The 20330-nt window shown below is 63.4% G+C and carries 18 protein-coding genes; 7 read left to right on the top strand and 11 right to left on the bottom strand.

All coding sequences use genetic code 11. The annotated features are described in order from the left end of the window. The first annotated feature begins 331 nt into the window (after positions 1-331). A complete protein-coding gene (locus JQ641_RS10070) occupies positions 332-2551 on the top strand; it encodes an EAL domain-containing protein (RefSeq protein ID WP_211995801.1) in 2220 nt (739 codons plus the stop codon). A gap of 648 nt (positions 2552-3199) precedes the next feature. Here the strand turns inward: JQ641_RS10070 and JQ641_RS10065 are convergent. Next, complete coding sequence (locus tag JQ641_RS10065) at positions 3200-4213, bottom strand: formamidase (RefSeq protein WP_211995800.1); 1014 nt, start codon at positions 4211-4213, stop codon at positions 3200-3202. 173 nt (positions 4214-4386) lie between these two features. Between JQ641_RS10065 and JQ641_RS10060 the strand changes: the two genes are divergently transcribed. Continuing rightward, positions 4387-5097 carry a cysteine hydrolase family protein gene (locus JQ641_RS10060; protein WP_211995799.1) on the top strand — a complete coding sequence of 237 codons (711 nt, stop codon included), beginning with the start codon at positions 4387-4389 and terminating at the stop codon, positions 5095-5097. Here JQ641_RS10060 and JQ641_RS10055 read toward each other — a convergent pair. The 3 genes from JQ641_RS10055 to JQ641_RS10045 are packed head-to-tail and all read right to left on the bottom strand — an operon-like array spanning position 5084 to position 8162. Further along, positions 5084-5908, bottom strand: coding sequence for a carbohydrate ABC transporter permease (locus tag JQ641_RS10055; protein ID WP_192734924.1), 825 nt, complete (start codon positions 5906-5908; stop codon positions 5084-5086). The genes JQ641_RS10060 and JQ641_RS10055 overlap by 14 nt on opposite strands. Continuing rightward, the gene (locus tag JQ641_RS10050; protein WP_502754944.1) at positions 5905-6828 is read right to left on the bottom strand and encodes a carbohydrate ABC transporter permease; all 924 of its coding nucleotides are present in this window, start codon (positions 6826-6828) and stop codon (positions 5905-5907) included. The genes JQ641_RS10055 and JQ641_RS10050 overlap by 4 nt, the downstream gene beginning before the upstream one ends. A 5-nt stretch (positions 6829-6833) precedes the next feature. Continuing rightward, a complete protein-coding gene (locus JQ641_RS10045; RefSeq protein WP_211995797.1) occupies positions 6834-8162 on the bottom strand; it encodes an ABC transporter substrate-binding protein in 1329 nt (442 codons plus the stop codon). Between the two features lie 292 nt (positions 8163-8454). On the opposite strand from JQ641_RS10045, the gene JQ641_RS10040 reads away from it, so the two are divergent. Further along, positions 8455-9474, top strand: a complete 1020-nt coding sequence (locus JQ641_RS10040; protein WP_211995796.1) for an alpha/beta fold hydrolase — start codon at positions 8455-8457, stop codon at positions 9472-9474. A gap of 34 nt (positions 9475-9508) precedes the next feature. Continuing rightward, positions 9509-10477: a fatty acid desaturase gene (locus JQ641_RS10035; protein WP_211995795.1), complete on the top strand. Its 969-nt coding sequence runs from the start codon at positions 9509-9511 to the stop codon at positions 10475-10477. Here JQ641_RS10035 and JQ641_RS10030 read toward each other — a convergent pair. Together JQ641_RS10030 and JQ641_RS10025 are read right to left on the bottom strand one after the other, a co-directional pair. Then, positions 10464-11075, bottom strand: coding sequence for a TetR/AcrR family transcriptional regulator C-terminal ligand-binding domain-containing protein (locus JQ641_RS10030; RefSeq protein WP_211995794.1), 612 nt, complete (start codon positions 11073-11075; stop codon positions 10464-10466). The two genes, JQ641_RS10035 and JQ641_RS10030, sit on opposite strands and share 14 nt — an antisense overlap. 39 nt (positions 11076-11114) lie before the next feature. Further along, complete coding sequence (locus JQ641_RS10025) at positions 11115-11969, bottom strand: VOC family protein (protein WP_211995793.1); 855 nt, start codon at positions 11967-11969, stop codon at positions 11115-11117. Between the two features lie 73 nt (positions 11970-12042). On the opposite strand from JQ641_RS10025, the gene JQ641_RS10020 reads away from it, so the two are divergent. After that, positions 12043-13410 carry an NAD(P)/FAD-dependent oxidoreductase gene (locus tag JQ641_RS10020; RefSeq protein ID WP_211995792.1) on the top strand — a complete coding sequence of 456 codons (1368 nt, stop codon included), beginning with the start codon at positions 12043-12045 and terminating at the stop codon, positions 13408-13410. Between the two features lie 12 nt (positions 13411-13422). Here the strand turns inward: JQ641_RS10020 and JQ641_RS10015 are convergent, their stop codons facing one another. From JQ641_RS10015 to JQ641_RS10000, 4 genes are read right to left on the bottom strand one after another with little or no spacing between them, the layout of a single operon-like run. Further along, on the bottom strand, positions 13423-15060 hold the full coding sequence (locus tag JQ641_RS10015; protein WP_211995791.1) for an ABC transporter ATP-binding protein: 1638 nt from the start codon (positions 15058-15060) through the stop codon (positions 13423-13425). Then, on the bottom strand, positions 15057-15887 hold the full coding sequence (locus JQ641_RS10010; protein WP_211995790.1) for an ABC transporter permease: 831 nt from the start codon (positions 15885-15887) through the stop codon (positions 15057-15059). The genes JQ641_RS10015 and JQ641_RS10010 overlap by 4 nt, the downstream gene beginning before the upstream one ends. A 4-nt stretch (positions 15888-15891) precedes the next feature. After that, a complete protein-coding gene (locus tag JQ641_RS10005; protein ID WP_211995789.1) occupies positions 15892-16869 on the bottom strand; it encodes an ABC transporter permease in 978 nt (325 codons plus the stop codon). A 24-nt stretch (positions 16870-16893) separates the two neighbouring features. Then, positions 16894-18510: an ABC transporter substrate-binding protein gene (locus JQ641_RS10000; protein ID WP_211995788.1), complete on the bottom strand. Its 1617-nt coding sequence runs from the start codon at positions 18508-18510 to the stop codon at positions 16894-16896. Positions 18511-18648: 138 nt separating this feature from the next. On the opposite strand from JQ641_RS10000, the gene JQ641_RS09995 reads away from it, so the two are divergent. Both JQ641_RS09995 and JQ641_RS09990 read left to right on the top strand, forming a co-directional pair. Continuing rightward, the gene (locus JQ641_RS09995) at positions 18649-18792 is read left to right on the top strand and encodes a hypothetical protein (protein ID WP_211995787.1); all 144 of its coding nucleotides are present in this window, start codon (positions 18649-18651) and stop codon (positions 18790-18792) included. A 147-nt stretch (positions 18793-18939) separates the two neighbouring features. Further along, the gene (locus tag JQ641_RS09990; protein ID WP_192734913.1) at positions 18940-19239 is read left to right on the top strand and encodes an HU family DNA-binding protein; all 300 of its coding nucleotides are present in this window, start codon (positions 18940-18942) and stop codon (positions 19237-19239) included. 142 nt (positions 19240-19381) lie between these two features. On the opposite strand, the gene JQ641_RS09985 is transcribed toward JQ641_RS09990, so the two are convergent. Then, the gene (locus tag JQ641_RS09985; RefSeq protein WP_211995786.1) at positions 19382-20161 is read right to left on the bottom strand and encodes an SDR family oxidoreductase; all 780 of its coding nucleotides are present in this window, start codon (positions 20159-20161) and stop codon (positions 19382-19384) included. Positions 20162-20330: the final 169 nt, after the last annotated feature.

Here is a 20330-nt window from a genome sequence, read left to right as displayed (position 1 = left end):
TGCTCGCACTGTGCGACGATCAGCGCCGGCTTAACGCTTCAATAACCCTGCCGACCATTGGCGCGTATTGATGCGCCGGCGCGAGATTTCGCGCATTCCGTGTGCAATCCGAATGCGTGTCGCGTGTTCTTCGTGCGCTGGATGAGATTCTGCTTGTGCATTCCCGTTTGGTCGCGCGCGGCCTGTTGCGGCACCACACGCATAGCGTGAACCGGCCTTTTCAGCGGGCACCAGAGAGCCGGGCACGGGGCGCTTCGAACCGGCAAGAGATACCAATTTTTCAGACACTTATCGGAGAACATTGCACGCAGAAGGCGGGTGAGGCGCGGCTATGCCGAAGATAAGGCAAAAGACAATCAAGCAACCAAAGCGGACTACGATTGCTCGCCTGTTCGGTCGACCGGTAAAACCCAGCCCAAAGCTTTCAGGTGATCGCCGCCATGGTGCCGCCGAGCGCAGCGAAATCATGCGCACGCGCGCCGAGGCGGAGGTCGCGATTGCCGACGCGCGAAAATCGCATGAGCGGCTGCGCGAGGCGATCGACATCCTGCCCCAAGGCATCGTGTTTCTCGACGCCGAAGGCCGCTACATTCTCTGGAACAGGAAATATGCGGAGATCTACGACCGCAGCTCGGATTTGTTCAAGCCGGGCGCGCGGCTGGCGGACACCATCCGCGTCGGCGTCGAGCGCGGCGATTATCCGGAGGCGATCGGCCGCGAGGAGGAATGGCTCACCGAGCGTCTGACCAGGCTTCACCAGCCCGGCGATCGTCACGAGCAGACGCTGGCCGATGGCCGCGTGATCCTGATCGACGAGCGGCTCACCGAAGACGGCGGCGTGATCGGCCTGCGCGTCGATATTACCGAGCTGAAACAGCGCGAGGCGTCATTCCGCCTGCTGTTCGACAGCAACCCGGTGCCGATGATCGTCTGTTCGCTGGATGGTGAGCGCATCCTCGGTGTCAACGACGCCGCGATCCAGCACTACGGCCATAGCCGCTCCGAGTTCGAGCGATTGACGATCCGCAGTCTGCAGGCATTCGATCCGGAATTGCCGTGGGCGGGCGATCGCAGCAGCGACGAACAGGCGGCCCGAACCTGGAAGCATGTCAGGGCGGACGGCGCGCTGATCGATCTGGCGATCTATTCGCGCCAGCTGGTTTACGGCGGCCAGCCGGCCGTGCTGCTGGCGTTGATGGACATCACCGAACGCAAACGTGCCGAAGCGCGGCTTGCCTTCATGGCCCAGCACGACGGCCTGACCGGATTGCCGAACCGCACCCTGCTGCGCCAGCAGATGGACGATCTCTTGCTGCATACGCGGCGCAGCGCAGAAAAGGTGGCGGTGCTGGTGCTCGGCCTCGACAATTTCAAGGCGGTCAACGATACGCTCGGCCATGGCATCGGCGACAAGCTGCTGCGCGGCGTCGCCAAGCGACTGCGATCGACGCTGCGTGAGGAGGACGTGCTGGCGCGCCTCAACTCCGACGAGTTCGCGATCGTCCAGAGCGGGGTGACGCGGCCCGAAGACGCCGTGCTGCTGGCCAGGCGCCTGCTGGAGGCGATCGGCGACCCCTATCTGCTCGACGGCCATTCGGTGGTGATCGGCGCCAGCATCGGCATCGCGATGTCGCCCGGCGACGGCGACGAGTCCGACAGATTGCTGAAGAACGCCGACATGGCGCTGTCGCGCGCCAAGAACGAGTTCCGCGGCACGTTCAGCTTCTTCGAGGCCGAAATGGACGCCCGCGCCCAGTCCCGCCGCAAGATCGAGATCGAGCTGCGCCACGCGATCGAGAACGATTTGCTGCGGCCGCATTATCAGCCGCTGGTCGACCTTTCGTCCGGTCGCGTCACCGGCTTCGAGGCGCTGGTGCGCTGGCCGCATCCCGAACGCGGCATGATCTCGCCCGGCGAGTTCATCCCCGTTGCCGAAGAGACCGGCCTGATCAACGCCGTCGGTGGCTTGATGCTGCGGCGCGCCTGCATGGATGCGGCGCAATGGCCCGACGACGTCCGCGTCGCGGTCAATCTGTCGCCGCTGCAGTTCCGCGTCGGCAATCTGCTGTCGATGGTGATGGAAACGTTGAAACAAACCGGTCTGGCGGCGACGCGGCTCGAACTCGAGATCACCGAGACGCTGGTGCTGGAAAAGAGCAGCCAGGTGCTGGCGACGCTGCATGCGCTGCGCTCGCTCGGCGTCCGCATCTCGATGGACGATTTCGGCACCGGCTATTCCAGCCTGAGCTATTTGCGCAGCTTTCCGTTCGACAAGATCAAGATCGATCAGTCGTTCGTGCGCGATGTCGGCTCCAACCGCGATGCGCAGGCGATCGTGCGTTCGATCATCAGCCTCGGCAAGGGCCTCGGCGTCACCATCACCGCCGAAGGCGTCGAGACCGAGGCCGAACTGAGCTGCCTGCGCACCGAAGGCTGCCACGAAGGCCAGGGTTTTCTGTTCAGCCGCGCCCGCCCCAATGCCGAGATCATCAGCCTGCTGAAGGCGCAGCGCGGCGAGGGGGCCGAGGTGGATGCGGCGCTGGTGGCGTGAGGGAAGCGCCATCCACGCGAACGGTCGGCTCCCTCGCGCTGCGACAAATTAACCCGACGGGCAAAATTCCGCTTCCCTCGTCGGGCAAATCAGCGGTTTGAATCGTCGCGTCCTGCCCGACAAGAGGGGCGTGCGCACGTCACGAACGCGCGGCGGGATGCGGTGGACGCTGGTTCACGCCTGACGACGGCGTGGATAAGCGTACGGCAAAACCGTGTGGTCCTGGCGCCCGTTGCCGGCGTCAAGCTGTCGGAGAAGCGTGAGCGGAAACGATAGTGACGGAGTCAACCCAGAACTCGTCTCCGGGGAGATCACGGCATAAGCCGTAAAGCCATTGCGCAGGGAAGGCCGGATGCTCTCCGCTGCCCTGTATGCTCGTGTGCACCATCGTGTTGCACAATCGCACACGAGACCGCGGGTGCAGCGCGCACCCGGTCTTCCCTGCGCCCTCTCATGAGAGGGCGGGAAGTTTCTGGCAAACCTCGGGCGCAATGCGTCGCGAGATCGCAGACACACATTCAGTTGTCATCGCCCGGTTTAACCGGGCGACCCAGTATTCCAGAGACGCTGATGATAGAACCGAGAAGCCGCGGCGTACTGGATCCCCGCATGCGCGGGGATGACAACCGGAAGGATAGGCGCGACGCACTACTCCGCCGCCTTCGCCGTTTTTCCGAACATCCGTGTCGGCGCCGGAAAACCGCACGACGTCCCATCCGTGACCTTGACCTGATCCTCCCACGGCAGCCGGAACGTACCCGCCACCATGTCCTGCATGAACGTATACGGGCAATCCATCGCGCCGCCTTTCACCGCGACATAGCCGCGGTGCCAGAGCTGGTAGATGTTGTTCTCGACGCCCCAGTGGATCCGCGCCTCGCGCACCAGGTCGGGGCGGACTTCGGCGGTGATGATCTCGTCGGCGCGCCCCGTCGTGCCGTGGGCGATGATGCTGCCGTCGAAATTCACGATCATGCCTTCGCCCATGGAATCGAACGAGCCGTCGGAACCGCACATGCAGACGTTGGCGGTCACCATCAAATTCTGGAACGAATTGGCCTGGTTGGTAAAACGCCAGCTCTCGCGGATCGGCGCGGTGTAGCCGGCGGTGCGGATCATGATCTCCGCGCCCTTGTAGGCGCATTCGCGCGCCATCTCCGGGAACATGCCGTCATGGCAGATGATCAGCGCGAGCTTGGCGCCCTTCGGTCCCTCGATTACGGGAATGCCGATATCGCCGGGCTCCCACGGCTCGACCGGAATCCAGGGATGGAATTTCCGGTAATAGAGCTTGATCTCGCCGTTGTCGTCGATGATCAGGCCGGAATTATAGGGATTGCCGTTCGGGTTGAACTCCATGATGGAGAAGCAGCCCCAGATCTTGTGGTCGATGCAGGCCTGCTTGAATGCGGCCACTTCCGGCCCGTCGAGCCGGCACATGATCTCCGGGTTGGTGTCCATCGACAGCCCGTGCAGCGAATATTCCGGAAATACGACGAGATCCATGGTGCCGAGATTGCGCCGCGCCTTGCCGACCATATAGATGATGCGCTCGGTCTGCCGCGCGAGATCCGCCCTGGTCACGACAACAGGCAATTGCAGTTGAACCAGCCCGATCACGACGCCTTCCGGCGATTTGTTGAGACCTCCAAGCCCGTTCATGTGTTCCTCCCAGGTTTATGGCGCTGCGGCAGACCGCCGGCATTTCGACGTTGCGATACGGCGATATTTTGCAACCAGCGTGCCAACTCATTCCCGGCTTGCGCAAGAATTGTACAATGGCATGCGCCTTGCTTAATCTCACCGGAACTTACTCTCGGTCGGGCGTTTGCATCATGACGAACTCAAAGGGGCCATCCATCGGCAAGGTCGCCGCCGAGCCGGAGCCGATCGCGCTCGACTGGACCGCTACGGCGCTTCTGATCATCGATATGCAGCGCGACTTCATGGAGCCCGGCGGCTTCGGCGAGACGCTGGGCAACGACGTGTCGCAACTCGCGCGCGCGGTGAAGCCGATCGCTTCGGTGCTGTCGGCGGCGCGCGAAACCGGCATGCTGGTCGTCCACACCCGCGAGGGACATCTGCCCGACCTGTCCGACGCGCCGCCGGCCAAGGTCGAACGCGGCGCGCCGTCATTGCGGATCGGCGATCCCGGACCGATGGGGCGCATTCTCATTCGCGGCGAGGCCGGCCACGACATCATTCCCGAGCTCTATCCGCTCGACTCAGAGATCGTGATCGACAAGCCGGGCAAGGGCGCGTTCTACGCTACCGAGCTTGGCGACATGCTGGAGAAATACGGCATCGAGAATCTGCTGGTATGTGGCGTCACCACCGAAGTCTGCGTCAACACGACCGTGCGCGAGGCCAACGACCGCGGCTATCGCTGCGTGGTGCTGGCCGACGGCTGCGCATCCTACTTCCCCGAATTCCACGAGATGGGCCTGAAGATGATCAAGGCCCAGGGCGGCATCTTCGGCTGGGTCACCAACTCAGCCGCGGTACTGGAAGCCCTTGCGCCGGAGCTTGCAGCTAGCCGCCTTTGACGGCGCCTGCGGTCAGCCCCGCCACGATCTGCCGCTGGGCCAAGACCGTGAGCAACAAAACGGGGAAGGTCACGATGAGCGCGGCAGCCGCAAGCGGCCCCCAGCTCAACTGGTCGAACGAAATCATGTTGTAGACGGCGACGGGTAGCGTCCGCGTCTCCCGTCCCGCCAGCACGATGCCGAACACGAAATTATTCCAGGAGAAGATCACCGCGAGAATGAAGGCCACCGCAAGCCCCGGACGCGCGATCGGCAGCGCCACGTGAAGGAACACCTGCCAGCGCGTGGCGCCGTCGATCAAAGCGGCTTCCTCGAGCTCCAGCGGCGTGGTCTCGAAATAGCCGATCATGATCCAGATCACGATCGGCACCGTGACCACGAGGTGGATGATGATCTGCGGCACCAGCGTGCCGAGCAATCCGAGCCACTGGAACAGCAGGAACAGCGGGATGAGATAAGACAATCCCGGCGTGATGCGCGCGATCAGGATCACGATCGCGGATTTATGCGCGGCCATCCGCGCGATGCCGTAGCCGGCGGGGACGCCGACCAGCATGGCGAGGCCGGTTGCGGTGCCGGTTACGACGAGGCTGTTGATGAAGTAGGTCAGGAAGCGGTTGGAGGCGAGCACGTCGGCATAATTCTTCCAGGCAAAGCGCTCGGGGAAAAACACCGGCGGGTAGGCCGCGTTGTCGACCTCGAACTTGACCGACAACGAGGCCATCCAGAGAAAGAACAGGATCGCGGGTGACACGACCACGAAGATCGCAAACCACAGCCCGATCTTGCCGAGGATCTGACGCAGGCTCATGCGCCGCTCCCGATCTCGGTCCACATCGTGCGCTGGCGCAGATGCAGCATCAGCGCCGCCATCGCCACGATCAGCAGGAAGAAGATCACCGCGATCGCCGATCCATAGCCGAGGTCGTAATAGATGAAGGCGACGCTGTAGAGATAGAGGTTGATGGTCTCCGACGCCGAGCCGGGGCCGCCTTGGGTGATCGCGAAGATGATGTCGAAGCTCTTGACCGCATCGATCATGCGGATCATGCCGGCGATGAACAGGAACGGCGTGATCAGCGGCAGCGTGATGTAGCGGAACACCTGCCAGACGCTGGCGCCGTCGATCTGCGCGCTCTCATAGGGTTCGGTCGGGATCGCGGCGAGGCCGCCGAGCACGATCAGCATCACCAGGGGAGTCCATTGCCAGGTTTCGACCAGCACCAGCGAGGGGATCACGGTGCCGGGATGAAACACCCACAATTGCGGTGGCAGGCCGACCAGCGACAGCAGGTAATTCAGAATGCCGAGCTGCGGGTGGAACATCATGGTCCAGACCAGCGCGATCGCCACCGGCGTCGCCATCATCGGCATGATGAAGACCCCGCGCAGGAATCCGCGGCCGGGAAATTTGGCGTGAAACACCACGGCCGCAAAGGTGCCGAGGATCAGCGGCAGCAGCACCGACAGGGCGGTGTAGAGCAGGGTGTGTCCGACCGCTTCGACGAAGCGTGGATCGTTCGGCATCCGCAGATAATTGGCGAAGCCGACAAAGGTGGTCGGCGAGCCGACCTTCCACTCGTTGAGGCTCATCCAGATCGTGAACACCCATGGGAACACGATCACGGCGAGCACGACGACCAGCGCCGGCACCACGAACGGCCAGTACGACGGTGGCCGCCATTCCTGCCCCGGCGCGGCACCAGCCGCGGCCGGAGTGACTTCTGCTATGGCCTTCACGCTTTTTCGCTGCGCTCCAGAATCGGGCGGAACTGCTCATGAGCCTTCTTCAACTCCGTCGCGGGATCAGCACCAGAGAGGGTCGAGGTGAGGGCCGCGCCGACGAGATCGCGGAATTCGGCGACCGGAATGATCACGGGCAGGCCGAGCTTGCTGATCTTGGCGGAATCGATCACCGACTGCAGCCATTCCTTCGGCATCTTGACGCCGGCCTGGATCTCCGGGTCGTTGAGGATGGAGCTCCGGAACGGCACGCCGCCGCCGGCCTGCAGCAGCCGCGCGCCTTGCTTCTTCGACACCGCCCATTGGCACAGGAGATAGGCGGCTTCCTTGTTCTTGCTGGCGGCCGCGATGCCGATGCCGTCGCCATAGGTTGCCGAATATTGTCCCTTGGATCCCTTGGGCACCACGGTGTAGCCGACCTTGCCGACGATGCGCGAGGCGGCCGGGTCTTCCAGCGGCGGCGCCCAGCCGACGCCGTCGATCCACATTGCCGAGCGGCCCTGCGTGAAGGAAGCCATCGACTCCATCCAGTTGAAGCCGGCGACGCCGGGAGGCGCGACCTTGGTCAGCAGCGTCTGGTACAGTTTGGTGGCTTCGATCGCCTCCGGGCCGTCGGTCAGGATGCCGCCCTTGGCATCGAGGAATTCGCCGCCGGCGTTGAGGAAGAAGTTGGTCCACAGCGTCATGTTGGCGTTGCGCAGGCCGCGCCCGACGAAGCCGAACGTGCCTTCCTTGGCATCGGTGAGCTTTTCGGCCGCCGCGACCATCTCGTCGAAGGTCTTGGGCACCGCGACGCCCTTCTTCTGGAACAGCTCCTTGTTGTAATAGAGGATGAAATAGTCGACCGACCACGGCAGGGAGTGCATCTGCCCCTTGTCGTTTTTGGCGTATTGCAGGCCGCCGGCCGAGAAATCGCTTTCGACGAGGTCGGGCGCGGTGAGATTCGGGTCCTTCATGTAGCCGGAGATGTCGGCGAGCCAGCCGGCCTTCTCGAACTGGCGCTTCTGCACGTGGTAGCTGACATGAACCACGTCGAAGCTCGGCTTGCCCGAAGCGAGCTCGATCACGGCCTTCTGGCGCTGTTGCTGTTCGGGGATCTGCTCCGACTCGACCTGGATGCCGGTGAGTTCGGTAAATTCCTTGATGTTCTTTTGAAAATTGTCGCCGCGCGGACCCTTGGCGAGGATCACCTCAAGCTTGGTGCCGGCGTATTTCTTCCACTGCGGTTCGGCCGCGCGGGCCGGGAAGCCGGTCAGGCTCAGCGCGCCTGCGGCGGCAGTGCCGGCCAGAACGGAACGGCGCGAGATCAGATGATTCTTCATTGTTTTTCTCTCCCTGGGTCGGCTTGTTTTGCGGCGATAGTAACGTCCGTGCGTGGCCTGCCTAGCCCCCTTCGTGCGGTATTATGGTGGAAGGTGCGAGGAGCTGAGGCGGCGGATCGGCCGCGGGCGTGCCATCGAAGCAATTCGTTGCTTGCGGCCGCACCGTCAAACCGTGTTCCTGCAATGGCACGCGCGTTACCTGCGATGGCATGCGCCTTCGGCGCGGGCTTGCAATCGTATCTATATAATGTACGATTAGTACAGTTAATGTCGAGGCACCGGAGCCGGGCAAATGACGACCAGCGGCGACTATCAGGTCTTCGAGGCGGGCGACGTCCCGCTTCAGTCGGGCGTGATGTTTCCTTCCATGCGTCTCGCCTACAAGACCTACGGCAGCCTGAACGCGCGGAAGGACAATGTGATTGTCTATCCGACATCGTTCAGCGCGCAGCACTTCGACACCGAATGGCTGATCCAGCCCGGCGGCATCCTCGATCCCGAGCGCTACTTCATCATCATCCCGAATCTGTTCGGCAACGGCCTGTCCTCGTCACCATCGAATTCCGGGATCACGCCGTTTCCGGCGATCAGCTATCACGACGCGGTCGCGGTGCAGCGCCGCCTGCTGGTCGAGCAGTTCGGCATCGCGAAGATCGCGCTGGTCTATGGCTGGTCGATGGGCGGCATGCATGCCTACCATTGGGCGGCCTGCCATCCCGACATGGTGGAACGCGCCGCCATCGTCTGCGGCAGCGCCAAATGCTCGCCCTATAATCACGTGTTCCTCGAGGGCGTGAAGGCGGCGCTGACCACGGACCCCAATTTCAGGGACGGCCGCTTCAGCGCCAAACCTTCCGCCGGCCTTCGCGCCATGGGGCGCATCTATGCGGGCTGGGCGATGTCGCACGCCTTCTACCGGGATGAGGTCTGGCGCGAGGCCGGCTTCAACTCGCTGGAAGACTATTTGGCAGGCTCGTGGGATATCGCCTTCTCGAGGCGCGACGCCAACGATCTGCTCGCGCAGATCGGCATCTGGCAGCGCGGCGACATCAGCCAGTGCCCGGAATTTGGCGGCGACATCGACCGCGCGCTCGCAGCGATCAGGGCGCATGTGCTGTTGATGCCGGGGCAGACCGACCGTTACTTCGACGTGCGCGACAACGAAGCCGAGATCGGCAAGCTCGTCAATGCGAAGTCGGCCGAACTTCACCCCATTCCGTCGATCCACGGTCACCGCGCCGGAAATCCGATCAACTACCCTGCGGATCGCGCATTCATCAACGCCGAGATATCGGCGTTCCTGAAACGTTGAAAAACAGAACCCGTCCAATGAGGCGATTGCAACCATGAACATCGTGACGTCAGTTGAACCAAAACTCCGGGAGAAGCCGCTCAGTCCCGCGATGCTCCGCGAACTCTCGGAACGATCGGATCTTCGAGGCGCCGTTCGCACGGTCAGCCATTACGGAGTAATTGCCATCGTCGGGACCCTGATATGGCTGGTCTCGTCGAATTACGCATTGGCGTGGGCCTTGCCGCTGATCGTCGTGCAAGCCTATCTGGTGGCCTTCCTGTTCATGCCGATGCACGAGACCGCCCATAAGACCGCGTTCCGGAGCCGCGTGCTGAATCTCGTTGTCGGCCATCTGTCGGCCTTCATGATCGCGCATCGCTACGAGTATTATTGCCTGTTTCACTGGGACCATCATCGCTACACGCAGGATCCCGACAAGGATCCGGAATTGATCGTCGGCCCCAAACCGTCCTCGGACACACAACTGGCGATCGCCTATAGCGGGCTTGTTCAGATCGCCGGCCGTGAGGCGCTGATGCTGCGTCACGCCCTGACCGGCAAGGTCGCGCTGCCCTGGATTCCCGAGAACAAGCGCCACATCATCGTGCGGGAAGCGCGCCTCTATCTCGCGGGTTACGTCGCGCTGCTGCTGATCTCGCTCGCGCTGCATAGTGCGCTTCTGCTCTGGGTCTGGGTCGTTCCGCTGCTAATCGGCCAGTTGATCCTGCGGCCTTACCTCTATGCCGAACACACCGGATGCGAACGAACGCGCAGCGCCTTCGACAACACCCGCACCACCTACACCGGCGCCGTGATGAAGTGGTTCGCATGGAACATGCCCTATCACGTCGAGCACCATGCCTATCCATCGATACCCTTCCATGCGCTGCCGAAGCTGAACCAGATTGTTGATGACCGGATTGCGTTCCGGGGGCAGGGCTATCTGGCGGTGACGCGGGAGACGTGGGCCTGGTTCCGGCGTGAGCGGCGTAAGCACGCCCCTGATGTCAGCGGCTCTTGATGATCAGCAGCGTGTCGACGAGGTTGCGGGCTTGCGCCGGCGAGATCGGCTTGATGCCGAAGATGTAGCGGTAGAACAGGCTGCCGTAGATCGCGTCATAGAGGTCTTCAGGCGTTCCGGCGGCGCCAACGCTGCCGTCCTGTTGGCCGGCCATAATCAGTTCGACAAGGGCTGTCCTTCGATACCGGAGATAGCGCTCGTAGAAAATCTCAGCCGACCCGGTGTTCGAGATGCATTCGGAGATCACCGCGAGCTGTACCTTGCCAAACTCTCCCTGCAGCGCTTTCGCGTAAACCGCGGCGTGGCTTCGCAACCGGTCTGCCGGCGTGCCTGTGCTCGGCAGCGGCAGCATCAAGGAAGCATGGTGCAGGAACGCATCGATCAGCAGCGCCTCGCGCGACGGCCACCATTTGTAGATGGTCATCTTCGAGACATTCGAATCTCGCGCCACCGCATCGATGCTGGTGGCGGCGAGGCCCGTGGTTGCCATCAGGGTATAGGCGCTCTGAAGAATGGCGTTGGTCGTCTCGGCGGAACGGGGGCGGCCACGGCGGATTGTTGCCGTGTCGCCGTCCGGTTCGCCCTTGCCCTTCGCCATGATCCGGCTTTCCCGCTGCCGCAAGATCGGCGCTGCCGGCTACGCCTTGACGAAGGCGAGCAGGGTGCCGTTGCCGGCGGCAGGTGGCACGATCACGCCGCCACCGCTGTGAACACCAGTGCCACCGAGCGCCTTCTCGGCTGCAGCGACGTCGGCCTCAATCACCAGTCCAGCGCCGCCGCGGTCGGGCAGCCCGGCCAGCGAAACCTCAGGATATCGCTTGCTCAGTTGATCCCTGGTCAGGAACACGAAATCGGCGCGATCGGAGCCCGAGGGCACGGCGATGGCGCCGTCCTGCTCGGTTCTCGCGTCGCGATCGATCATGCGCGACATGTGCGCGGCGTCGTTGGCGGGCTCCGGCGAAACGATCAGCACCTGCCGCAGGCGCTTGGCGCCATTGGCGTGCTTCATCAGTTCGGGAATCCACACCGTCTCGCGCGTCTTGTGCTGGCAGGCGAAGATGCGCACGCCGCCCGGCGCTTCCGCGGTCGGCCACTGGAAGGTCCGGAATTTTGCCGCCGAAATGGTGCCGTCCGGCATCGTCACCGGCCGCTCGAAATCAGTCGGTCCAACCGGCGGATAGCCGCGCGCGCGGATTTCCTCAGCGCCGTCGGCGGAATCCACCGCGGTGAAGGCGATGCGCTCGATGCCTTCGCCGCGCTTTTCCAGAAACGCCCGCGCCGGAGCATTATGTTCTGTCGGCGTCAGGACGCCGAGCAATTCCATATAGTCAGGGTCGAACATGATGGTGTAATTGCCCGATCCCATATGCGCGCTGTGGGTGCCGCGCGGCGACACCGTAAAGCCGAGCCGCCTGTAATTTTCAGCTGATTTGTCGAGGTCCTTCACCATGACCACGGCGTGATCTATTCCGACGACGTTCTTGAGTGCCACTCTGCTATTTCCCCGGGCTGATGATGCGTACTAAGCTAACCATTCGATCTGCCGCCCGCAAGAAAGGATCACGATGAACAGCGCAGAAGTCCGCTGGCCGCCTTCGCTGTGGGCCGCGGTGACGCCATCAGGGCCTGAGCTTCCGGAACTGGTCGGCGCGCAGCAGGCCGATGTGATCGTGATCGGCGCGGGCTTCACGGGGCTATCGACGGCGCTGCATCTGCGCGAGGCCGGTGTCGATGTCGCGATCGTGGAAGCTGCGGAGCCGGGATGGGGCGCGTCGGGGCGTAACAACGGCCAGGTCATTCCGACGCTGTCGCGGCCCGACCCGGAAGACATCATCGCCAAGCACGGTGCGGTCGGCGAGCGCTTCGTCGGCATGCTGCGCGACAGCGCCTCGACGCTGTTCGAGGTGGCGCGGCGTTACAAGATCGAGGCCGAGCAGGAGCAGGCCGGATGGGTGCAGCCGGTGCATTCGCCGGGCCGAATCAAGATCGCGGAAAGGCGTGTGCGGCAATGGTCGAAGTTCGGCGCGCCGGTTGAACTGCTGTCGCGCGAGCAGGCGCGCGACATGACCGGGTCGGATGCCTGGTACGGCGGCTTCTGGAACAAGACCGGCGGCCACATCAATCCCCTGGCGCTGGCGCGCGGGCTGGCGCACGCGGTACTCGGGCTCGGCGCACGCATCTACGCCCGTTCGCCGGCAATCAGTTTCGAGCGTCGCGGCGATCGCTGGGTGGTGAAGACCGAAAAGGGCGAGATCAGCGGCCGTGCGCTGGTGGTTGCGAGCAACGCCTATAGCGGCGAATTCTCGAAATCGCTGGTGCCGGATATCGCACACGAGGTGATGCCGGTGCTGTCCTGGCAGATGTCGACGCAGCCGCTGTCCGACAACGTCCGCAAGACCATCATCCCCGGCCGCCAGGCGCTGTCCGATACCCATGGCGAACTGTATTTTGCGCGTTACGACGCGCGCAATCGGCTGGTCACCGGCGGCGCCGTGCTCGGCCCCGGCAACAAGGTCGAACGGATAAAGGCTGTTGTGACGGAGCGCTTGCAGCGGCTGTGGCCTCAGATCGGCGAGGTCTCGTTCGATTATGTCTGGAACGGCTATGTCGGGATGACGGCGGATTTCCTGCCGCGCATCCACAAACTCGGGCCCAACGCCTACGGCTGGACCGGCTGCAACGGCCGCGCGGTCGCGTTGACGATCCCGCTTGGCAACGAACTGGCGAAGGCAGTCCGCGGCGTGGCGGAAAGCGAACTGGCTTTGCCGTTCACGGATCCCATGCCGTTCATGATGCACGGATTGCTGCGCAAGCTCGCGCCGTGGATGCTGGTGTTCTACCGGCAGCGCGATGCGCGGGAGCTGATGAAGGGTAATCGATTTGAGTTGCTGCCATGGGCGGAGCGTCTGCTCGCCTCGCGCCGGCCGCAGTGACCGCTGAACATTCTAACTGACGATTAGCGCGTCGCGCTTGCGCGTGAAGTCACCGCCGGGGATCGAAGCCAGCAGCGCCTGCGTATAGGGATGTTGCGGGTTGCCGAACACTTCGCCTGCGAGGCCTTGCTCGACCACGGCGCCATCCTTCATCACGGCGACAAGATCGCAGATTTGCGCGGCGACCCGCAGATCATGCGTGATGAAGACGATCGAGAGGCCGAGCCGCTGCCGCAATTCGGCGAGCAGTTTCAGCACCTGCGCCTGCACCGAGACATCGAGCGCCGAGACCGGCTCGTCCGCGACCAGCACGGCCGGCTTGAGCGCGAGCGCACGTGCAAGACCAATGCGTTGCCGCTGGCCGCCGGAGAATTCATGCGGAAACCGGTCGCCGGCGGAAGGATCGAGCCCGACCAGCGCAAACAATTCCCGCGCATCCGCGATCGCCTTGGCGCGCGGCGTGCCGTGCACGATCGGTCCCTGCGCCACCAGTTCGGCCGCCTTGCGGCGCGGATTGAGCGAGGCGAACGGGTCCTGGAACACCATCTGGATGTGACGGGTCTCGCGGCGGACGTTCTCACGCGACATCTTCGCCCAGTCATTGCCCTCGAGCAGGATCGCTCCCTTGTCCGGATCAATCAGCCGAACGATGCAGCGCGCCAGCGTCGATTTGCCTGAACCGGACTCGCCGACGATGCCGAGTGTTGCGCCGCGGGGCAGCACGAGCGACACATCCTTGACCGCGGGCGTCACGCGCGCGCCGCGGCCGAGGAAACCGCCGGTGCGGTAGGTCTTGGAAACACCCGATATCGTCAAAATGTTCTCGGTCGAGAGCGCGCGCGGCGGCGGCGCCTTCAGCGGCGGCACGGCGGCGATGAGCTGCCTGGTGTAGGGATGCTCGGGATCGTTCAGCACCGTACTGGCCGGGCCCTGTTCAACGATCGCACCGTGCTGCATCACCACCACGCGGTCGGCGATCTCGGCGACGACGCCGAAATCATGGGTGATGAACAGGACTGCAGCCTTCCGTCGCTGCTGCAAGTCACGGATCAGCTTCAGGATCTGGGCCTGCGTCGTGACATCGAGCGCGGTGGTCGGCTCATCCGCGATCAGGAGCTTTGGGTCGAGCGCAAGCGCCATCGCGATCATCGCGCGCTGCCGCTGGCCGCCGGACAGTTCGTGCGGATAGGCCTTCGCCGCGACCCTGGGATCAGGGATCCGCACGTCGGCGAGCAGGGCCAAAACCCTGGCGGCGATTTCAGCCTTGGACAGTTCGGTGTGGATCGAAAACATCTCGGCGATCTGATCGCCGATGGTGCGCAGTGGATTGAGCGCGGTCATCGGCTCCTGGAAGATCATCGCAATGCCGGCGCCGCGCACCTGGCGCATTTCGGCGACAGTGGCGGAGGCGAGGTCGCGGCCCTCGAACATCACCCGGCCGGCGTCGATGGATACCTCATTGGGCAACAGGCGCATGATGGCGTTGGCCATGACAGACTTGCCGGAGCCGGATTCGCCGACCACGCAGAGGATTTCATCCGATGCGATCGACAGCGACACGTCCGACAATGCGTGCCGCCGGTCCGCGCCCGCCGGCAGGCGGACGCCGAGGTGCTCGATCGAGAGGACGGTGTTCGGCGGCTCGCTCATCGGCTCTTCAGCCTCGGATTGAGCGCATCGTTGAGGCCCTGGCCGACCAGCGACACGGCGAGCACCGTGACCAGGATCGCGATGCCGGGGATCGCCGAAACATACCACTGCACCCGCAGCACATCGCGGCCGAGGCCGATCAGGTTGCCCCAGGACGCCACGTTGGGATCGGACAGGCGCAGGAACGCCAGCGCGCTTTCGAGCAGGATCGCGACCGCCATCACCACGCTGGCGTAGACAATGACCGGCGGCAGCGCGTTGGGCAGGATTTCGCCGAGGATCAGCTGAATGTCCTTCATGCCGAGGGTGCGGCCGGCCTGGACGAATTCGCGGTTGCGCAGCGACAGGAATTCGGCGCGGGTGAGCCGCGCCGGCGCCGGCCACGACACCACGCCGACCGCGATGGTGACGGTGGTCAGGGTCGAGCCGAACACGGCGACCAGAACCAGCAGCAGGACGAAGTTCGGCAAGGTCTGGAAGGCCTCGGTGATCCGCATCAGCACGGTATCGACCCAGCCGCCATAATAGCCGGCGAAAGCGCCGACGAAGATGCCGATCAAAATCGCAATCGCCGTGGCGACGCCGCCGATCAGCAGTGAAATCCGCGCGCCGTAGAGAATCTGTGCGGCGATATCGCGGCCGGAATTATCGGTGCCGAGCAGGAAGCGCGGATTGGAGAACGGCCAGATCAGGGGCCGGCCGGCGAGTGCGAGCGGATCGCGCGGGTAGAACCAGCCGGCGCTGATCGCCATTGCGATCACGATCAGCAGCAGCACCAGGCCCGCGACCGCGGCGGGGCTGCGGAAATAGCGTTTGACCGCATCCATCGCGCTAGCCCTCCGCCGAGATGCGGGGGTCGAGCCGCGCATAGAGGAGATCGACGGCGAAGTTGACGACGATGACGAGGAGGGCGGAGACGAATACGATTCCCAGCAGGGTATTGAGGTCGCGCTGCACGACCGACTCGTAGGCCAGCCGTCCGAGCCCCGGCAGGGAGAATACGCTTTCGACCACCACCGAACCACCCAGCATGGTGCCGGCCTGCAGGCCGATCAGCGTCACCATCGGAAGGAGGGCGTTGCGCAACACGTGCCGCGTCACCACGCGGGTTTCGTTGAGGCCCTTGGCGCGCGCGGTGCGGACATAATCGAGGTTCAGCACCTCCAGCATCGAGGCGCGCATGATGCGCAAATAAATGGCCAGGAAGATCAGCCCGAGCGTCAGCGTCGGCAGCACGAGGTGGTGGGCGATGTCGATGGTGCGCCAGATACCTACTTGCACCGTGCCGATATTCTCAAAACCCCCGGGCGGCAGCCATTGCAGGTAGACCGAGAACACCACGATCGCCATAAGCCCGAACCAGAATGAGGGCGTGGCGTAGAATACGAGACCAAGCGTCGAGATCAGCGTATCCGGCCAACGGTTGACGCCGCGCGCCGCGATCACGCCGAACAACAGACCGAAGAAGAACGCAAAGGACAGCGACGCCGTCATCAACAGAATGGTCGGCGGCAGCCGCTCCAGGATCACCGAGGCCACCGGCTTGCCATAGATCGAGGAGAAGCCGAGATCGAGCCGCACCAGGCGCCACAGATAATTGCCGAGCTGGGCCGGCACCGAGAGGTCGAGGCCGTAGAATTTGCGCAGCTCGCGCGCGGTCGCGGCGTCGCCGCCGCCCATCTGCGCCATCATCGCATCGACGGTGTCGCCCGGCGCGAACTGCAGCAGCAGAAACACGCCGATCAGGATCAAAAACAGGGTCGGGATCGAGGCGGCGAGCCGCCGCCCCGCAAGGCCTAGGATACGCATAAAGCTATCTTGGCGGATAAGATGTCAGGCGGAAAGCCAAAGATCGTGCCAGCTCGACGAGCCCCAGCGCGGGGTGTTGGAGTGGTTGCGCGCCTTGGCCGAGATCACGGTGACGAAAATCTGCTCGATCGGCATCCAGACCGGCAACTCGGTATTCACTTCCTTGACGAACTGGGCGTAGAGCGCCTTGCGCTTGGCGGGATCGACTTCCGTCGCCGCATCGTCGATGGTCTTGTCGACGGCTGCGTCCGTCCAGTTCCACTGGTTGGTCCAGGGCGCGCCCTTGGGCTGGCCGGAGCGATACCAGACCGTGGTCGAGACCGCGGGATCGTTGCGGTACTGATGCCAGCCGGTCGCGAGATCGAAGGCATGCTCGTCATAGACCTGCTTGAGGAAGCCGCCGCCATCGTTGCGCACGATCTCGACGGGGATGCCGATCTCGCCCAGGGATTGCTGGATAAAGGTCGACCACAGCGAGATGTCCTCGCCCCACGGCGCCGGAAGCAGTTTCAGCGAAAACCGCGTGCCGCCTGCGCCTTTCTTCAAGCCGACCTCGTCGAGCAGCGCCGCGGCCTTGGCCTTGTCGTAGGGATATTGCGGCGTGTTCGGTCCGGGATAGAAATCCGTCGAGGTCGAGGGGATCGGGCCGGTGCCGAGCTTGGCGAAGTCGCCGAGGAAGTTGTCGATGAAGAACGGCACGTTGATCGCGTGCGCGATCGCGCGGCGTACCTTGATGTCGGACAGTTCCTTGCGGCGGAAGTTGAACTCGATGGTGTTGGTGCGGGCATTGCCTTCATTGCCCTTGGTCGAAACGACGAAGCGCTTGTCCTTGCCGAGCCGCGCCATGTCCGAGATCGTCAGGCCCGAGAACGGGCTGTAATGCAGTTCGCCGGCTTCCATCTGCGCCGCCGCAGCGGCGCGGTCGGTAATCACGCGCCAGACGATGCGATCGAGATAGGGCGCGTTGGGACGCCAGTAGTCCGGGTTGCGGTCGGCGATGATGTATTGGCCACGTTCGTATTTGACGAATTTGAACGGGCCGGTGCCGACAGGAGCGAGATTGGTCGGATTCGGGCGGATGTCGCCGCTCTCGTAGAGATGCTTGGCCGAGATGTAGCCGAGGTCGGGCAGCGCGCGCAGCAGCAAATTGAGCGGCATCGGCCGCTCGTATTTGAAGATCGCGGTCTGCGGATCCGGCGTCTCGACGGCGGTGAGGAACAGCTGCAGCGTCGAGCCGTAATTGAGGATCTTCTTCCACATGTTCATGGCGGTAAATTCGACGTCGGCCGAAGTGAACGGCTTGCCGTCGTGCCAGGTGACGCCCTTGCGCAGCTTGAAGGTGATGGTCTTGCCGTCGGGCGAGGCTTCCCAGCTCTCGGCGAGTACGCCGACGGGTTTGCCGCTGGCGTCGAGGTCAACCAGATTTTCCTGAATCTTGCCGCTGATGATGTAGACGCCGGTGGACGCCTGAATGCTCGGATTGAGCTGGCGCTGCTCGGCGCCGTAATGAACGTTGAACACGCCGCCCTTCTTCGGGGTTTCCTGCGCGAAGGCCCGCATCGGATTGATGACATTGGCGGCAATCGCGGCTGACGTCAGCAGCGCGGTGCGGCGATTGATCTCGAGGCGGGTCAAATCCATGCGAAACTCTCCGAAGGGTACATCAGGCGGTGCGCCGTTCAGCCGGCGGCGGGCTCTCCTCAATGCTACGATGGAAAGGGAACTGGAGTCATTTTCTAATCGCCGCCCGGTTCGGAAAATCCTTCCGAAAATCCGGACATGCGCATCAGTGTCGCGATCACCGCCGTCTTATTCGGCATCAAAACCATCGCTCGCCATGACCGCGATCAGGCGCGGGGAGTGGGCGGAGATCGTCGAAAAAGGCTGTCTGACAAGGCATTTCGCCGCATTCAACCGGTTTAATGCACCGCCAAAGCCTTAAAAACTAGCCTATTTCCCGCGAATCAGTGCAAGTCAAATAGCGATATAGTTGTGCAGAATGTCGAAAAGCCTGTTTTTTTAGGCAATTTCCGCCATATCGTGCCTCTTCCAGAATCAAATGGAGCAACCATGGCTACCCAAATGTCTAAGTCGCAGCTGATCGAAAAGATCGCTACGTCCACCGAAGTTTCGAAGAAGGAAGTCAAGGGCGTGATGGACGCGCTCGTTGACGTTGGCCACAAGGAGCTGAAGAAGAACGGGGTGTTCCTCGTTCCCGGCTTCGCCAAGTTCGTCGTGGTCAAGAAGCCCGCGACCAAGGCTCGCAAGGGCACCAACCCCTTCACGGGCGAAGAAATGATGTTCAAGGCCAAGCCGGCGCGCAAGATCGTCCGCGCCCGCCCGGTCAAGGCCGCCAAAGACGCGGTCTGATAGCGAAAAGGCCTCCGGCGACGGAGGCCTTTTTTGCCCGGGCCATAGCGTTTTCGAGCGAAGTGGTCAGCTGTTCGCGTAAGCGAAGCGCGCCAGAAGAAAGCGGGATTCCGGTTCTGAGCCCATCAGAGCCGGGGTGCCGCTAGACCACCGGCGACCGGCCGCCATCGACATTGATGGCTGTCCCGGTGATGTAAGATCCCTGCTCCGAGGCGAGGAAGCAGGCGAGGTTGGCGAATTCCTCCGCCGTACCCATCCGCCCGAGCGGGACGCCCTTGGCGAGGTCGCGGGTAAAATCGTCGAAGTCCGTATCCGGCGCCTTCTGGGCGTGCCGCTTGACCCATTGATCGCTCACGATCAGCCCGACCAGCATCGCATTGACGAGGACGTTGTACGGGCCGCCTTCGTTCGCCATGGCCTTGGTCAGCGCCATGCCGGCTGCCCGGGAGACCGAGGTCGGGGTTGACGCGGCGGCCGGCGCCTTGGCTCCGATGTTCAGCACGTTGATGATGCGGCCCCATTTGTGCGCCTTCATGCCCGGCCAGACCAGCCGGCTGAAACGGATCGCGGCGAACAGTTTCAGGTCGAGGTCGTCCTGCCACATTTCGTCGGTCACGGTCTCGAACGCCATCGCGCGCGAGGTGCCGGCGTTGTTGACGAGCACGTCGACCGGGCCGAGATCGGCGGCGATCGCCTCATGGGCCTTGGCGATATCCGCCGCCTTCGAGACGTCGCAGACATAGTCGCGGACCTCGACGCCTTCCCTGGCGAGTGCCTCGCGCGCGGCCTTCAAGTCCTGTGCGCCGCGCGCCAGGATCGCGACCCTGGCGCCCGACTCGGCAAATCGACGCGCGACGGCAAGCCCGATGCCCTTGCTGCCGCCGGTGACGGCGGCAACGCGGCCCTTCATGGTGACGTTCATTTATTCCTCCCTGGATACGGCGTCTTTGCGGCCGCTCCGTGCTGTAACGCTGGACGGGCGGGGAGAGTAGATCAACCCGGACATGGCAATGCGTGCGTTTTGCGGGCTAACGAACCCGTGAAGCGCAGAAATATCCATCCGGGCGAGCCGCTGTGCGCGACAAGGATCT

Origin of the sequence: Bradyrhizobium sp. JYMT SZCCT0180, assembly GCF_018130165.1 — a bacterium.
GTDB lineage: Bacteria > Pseudomonadota > Alphaproteobacteria > Rhizobiales > Xanthobacteraceae > Bradyrhizobium.
This window is presented reverse-complemented; position numbering and strand designations above follow the sequence as displayed.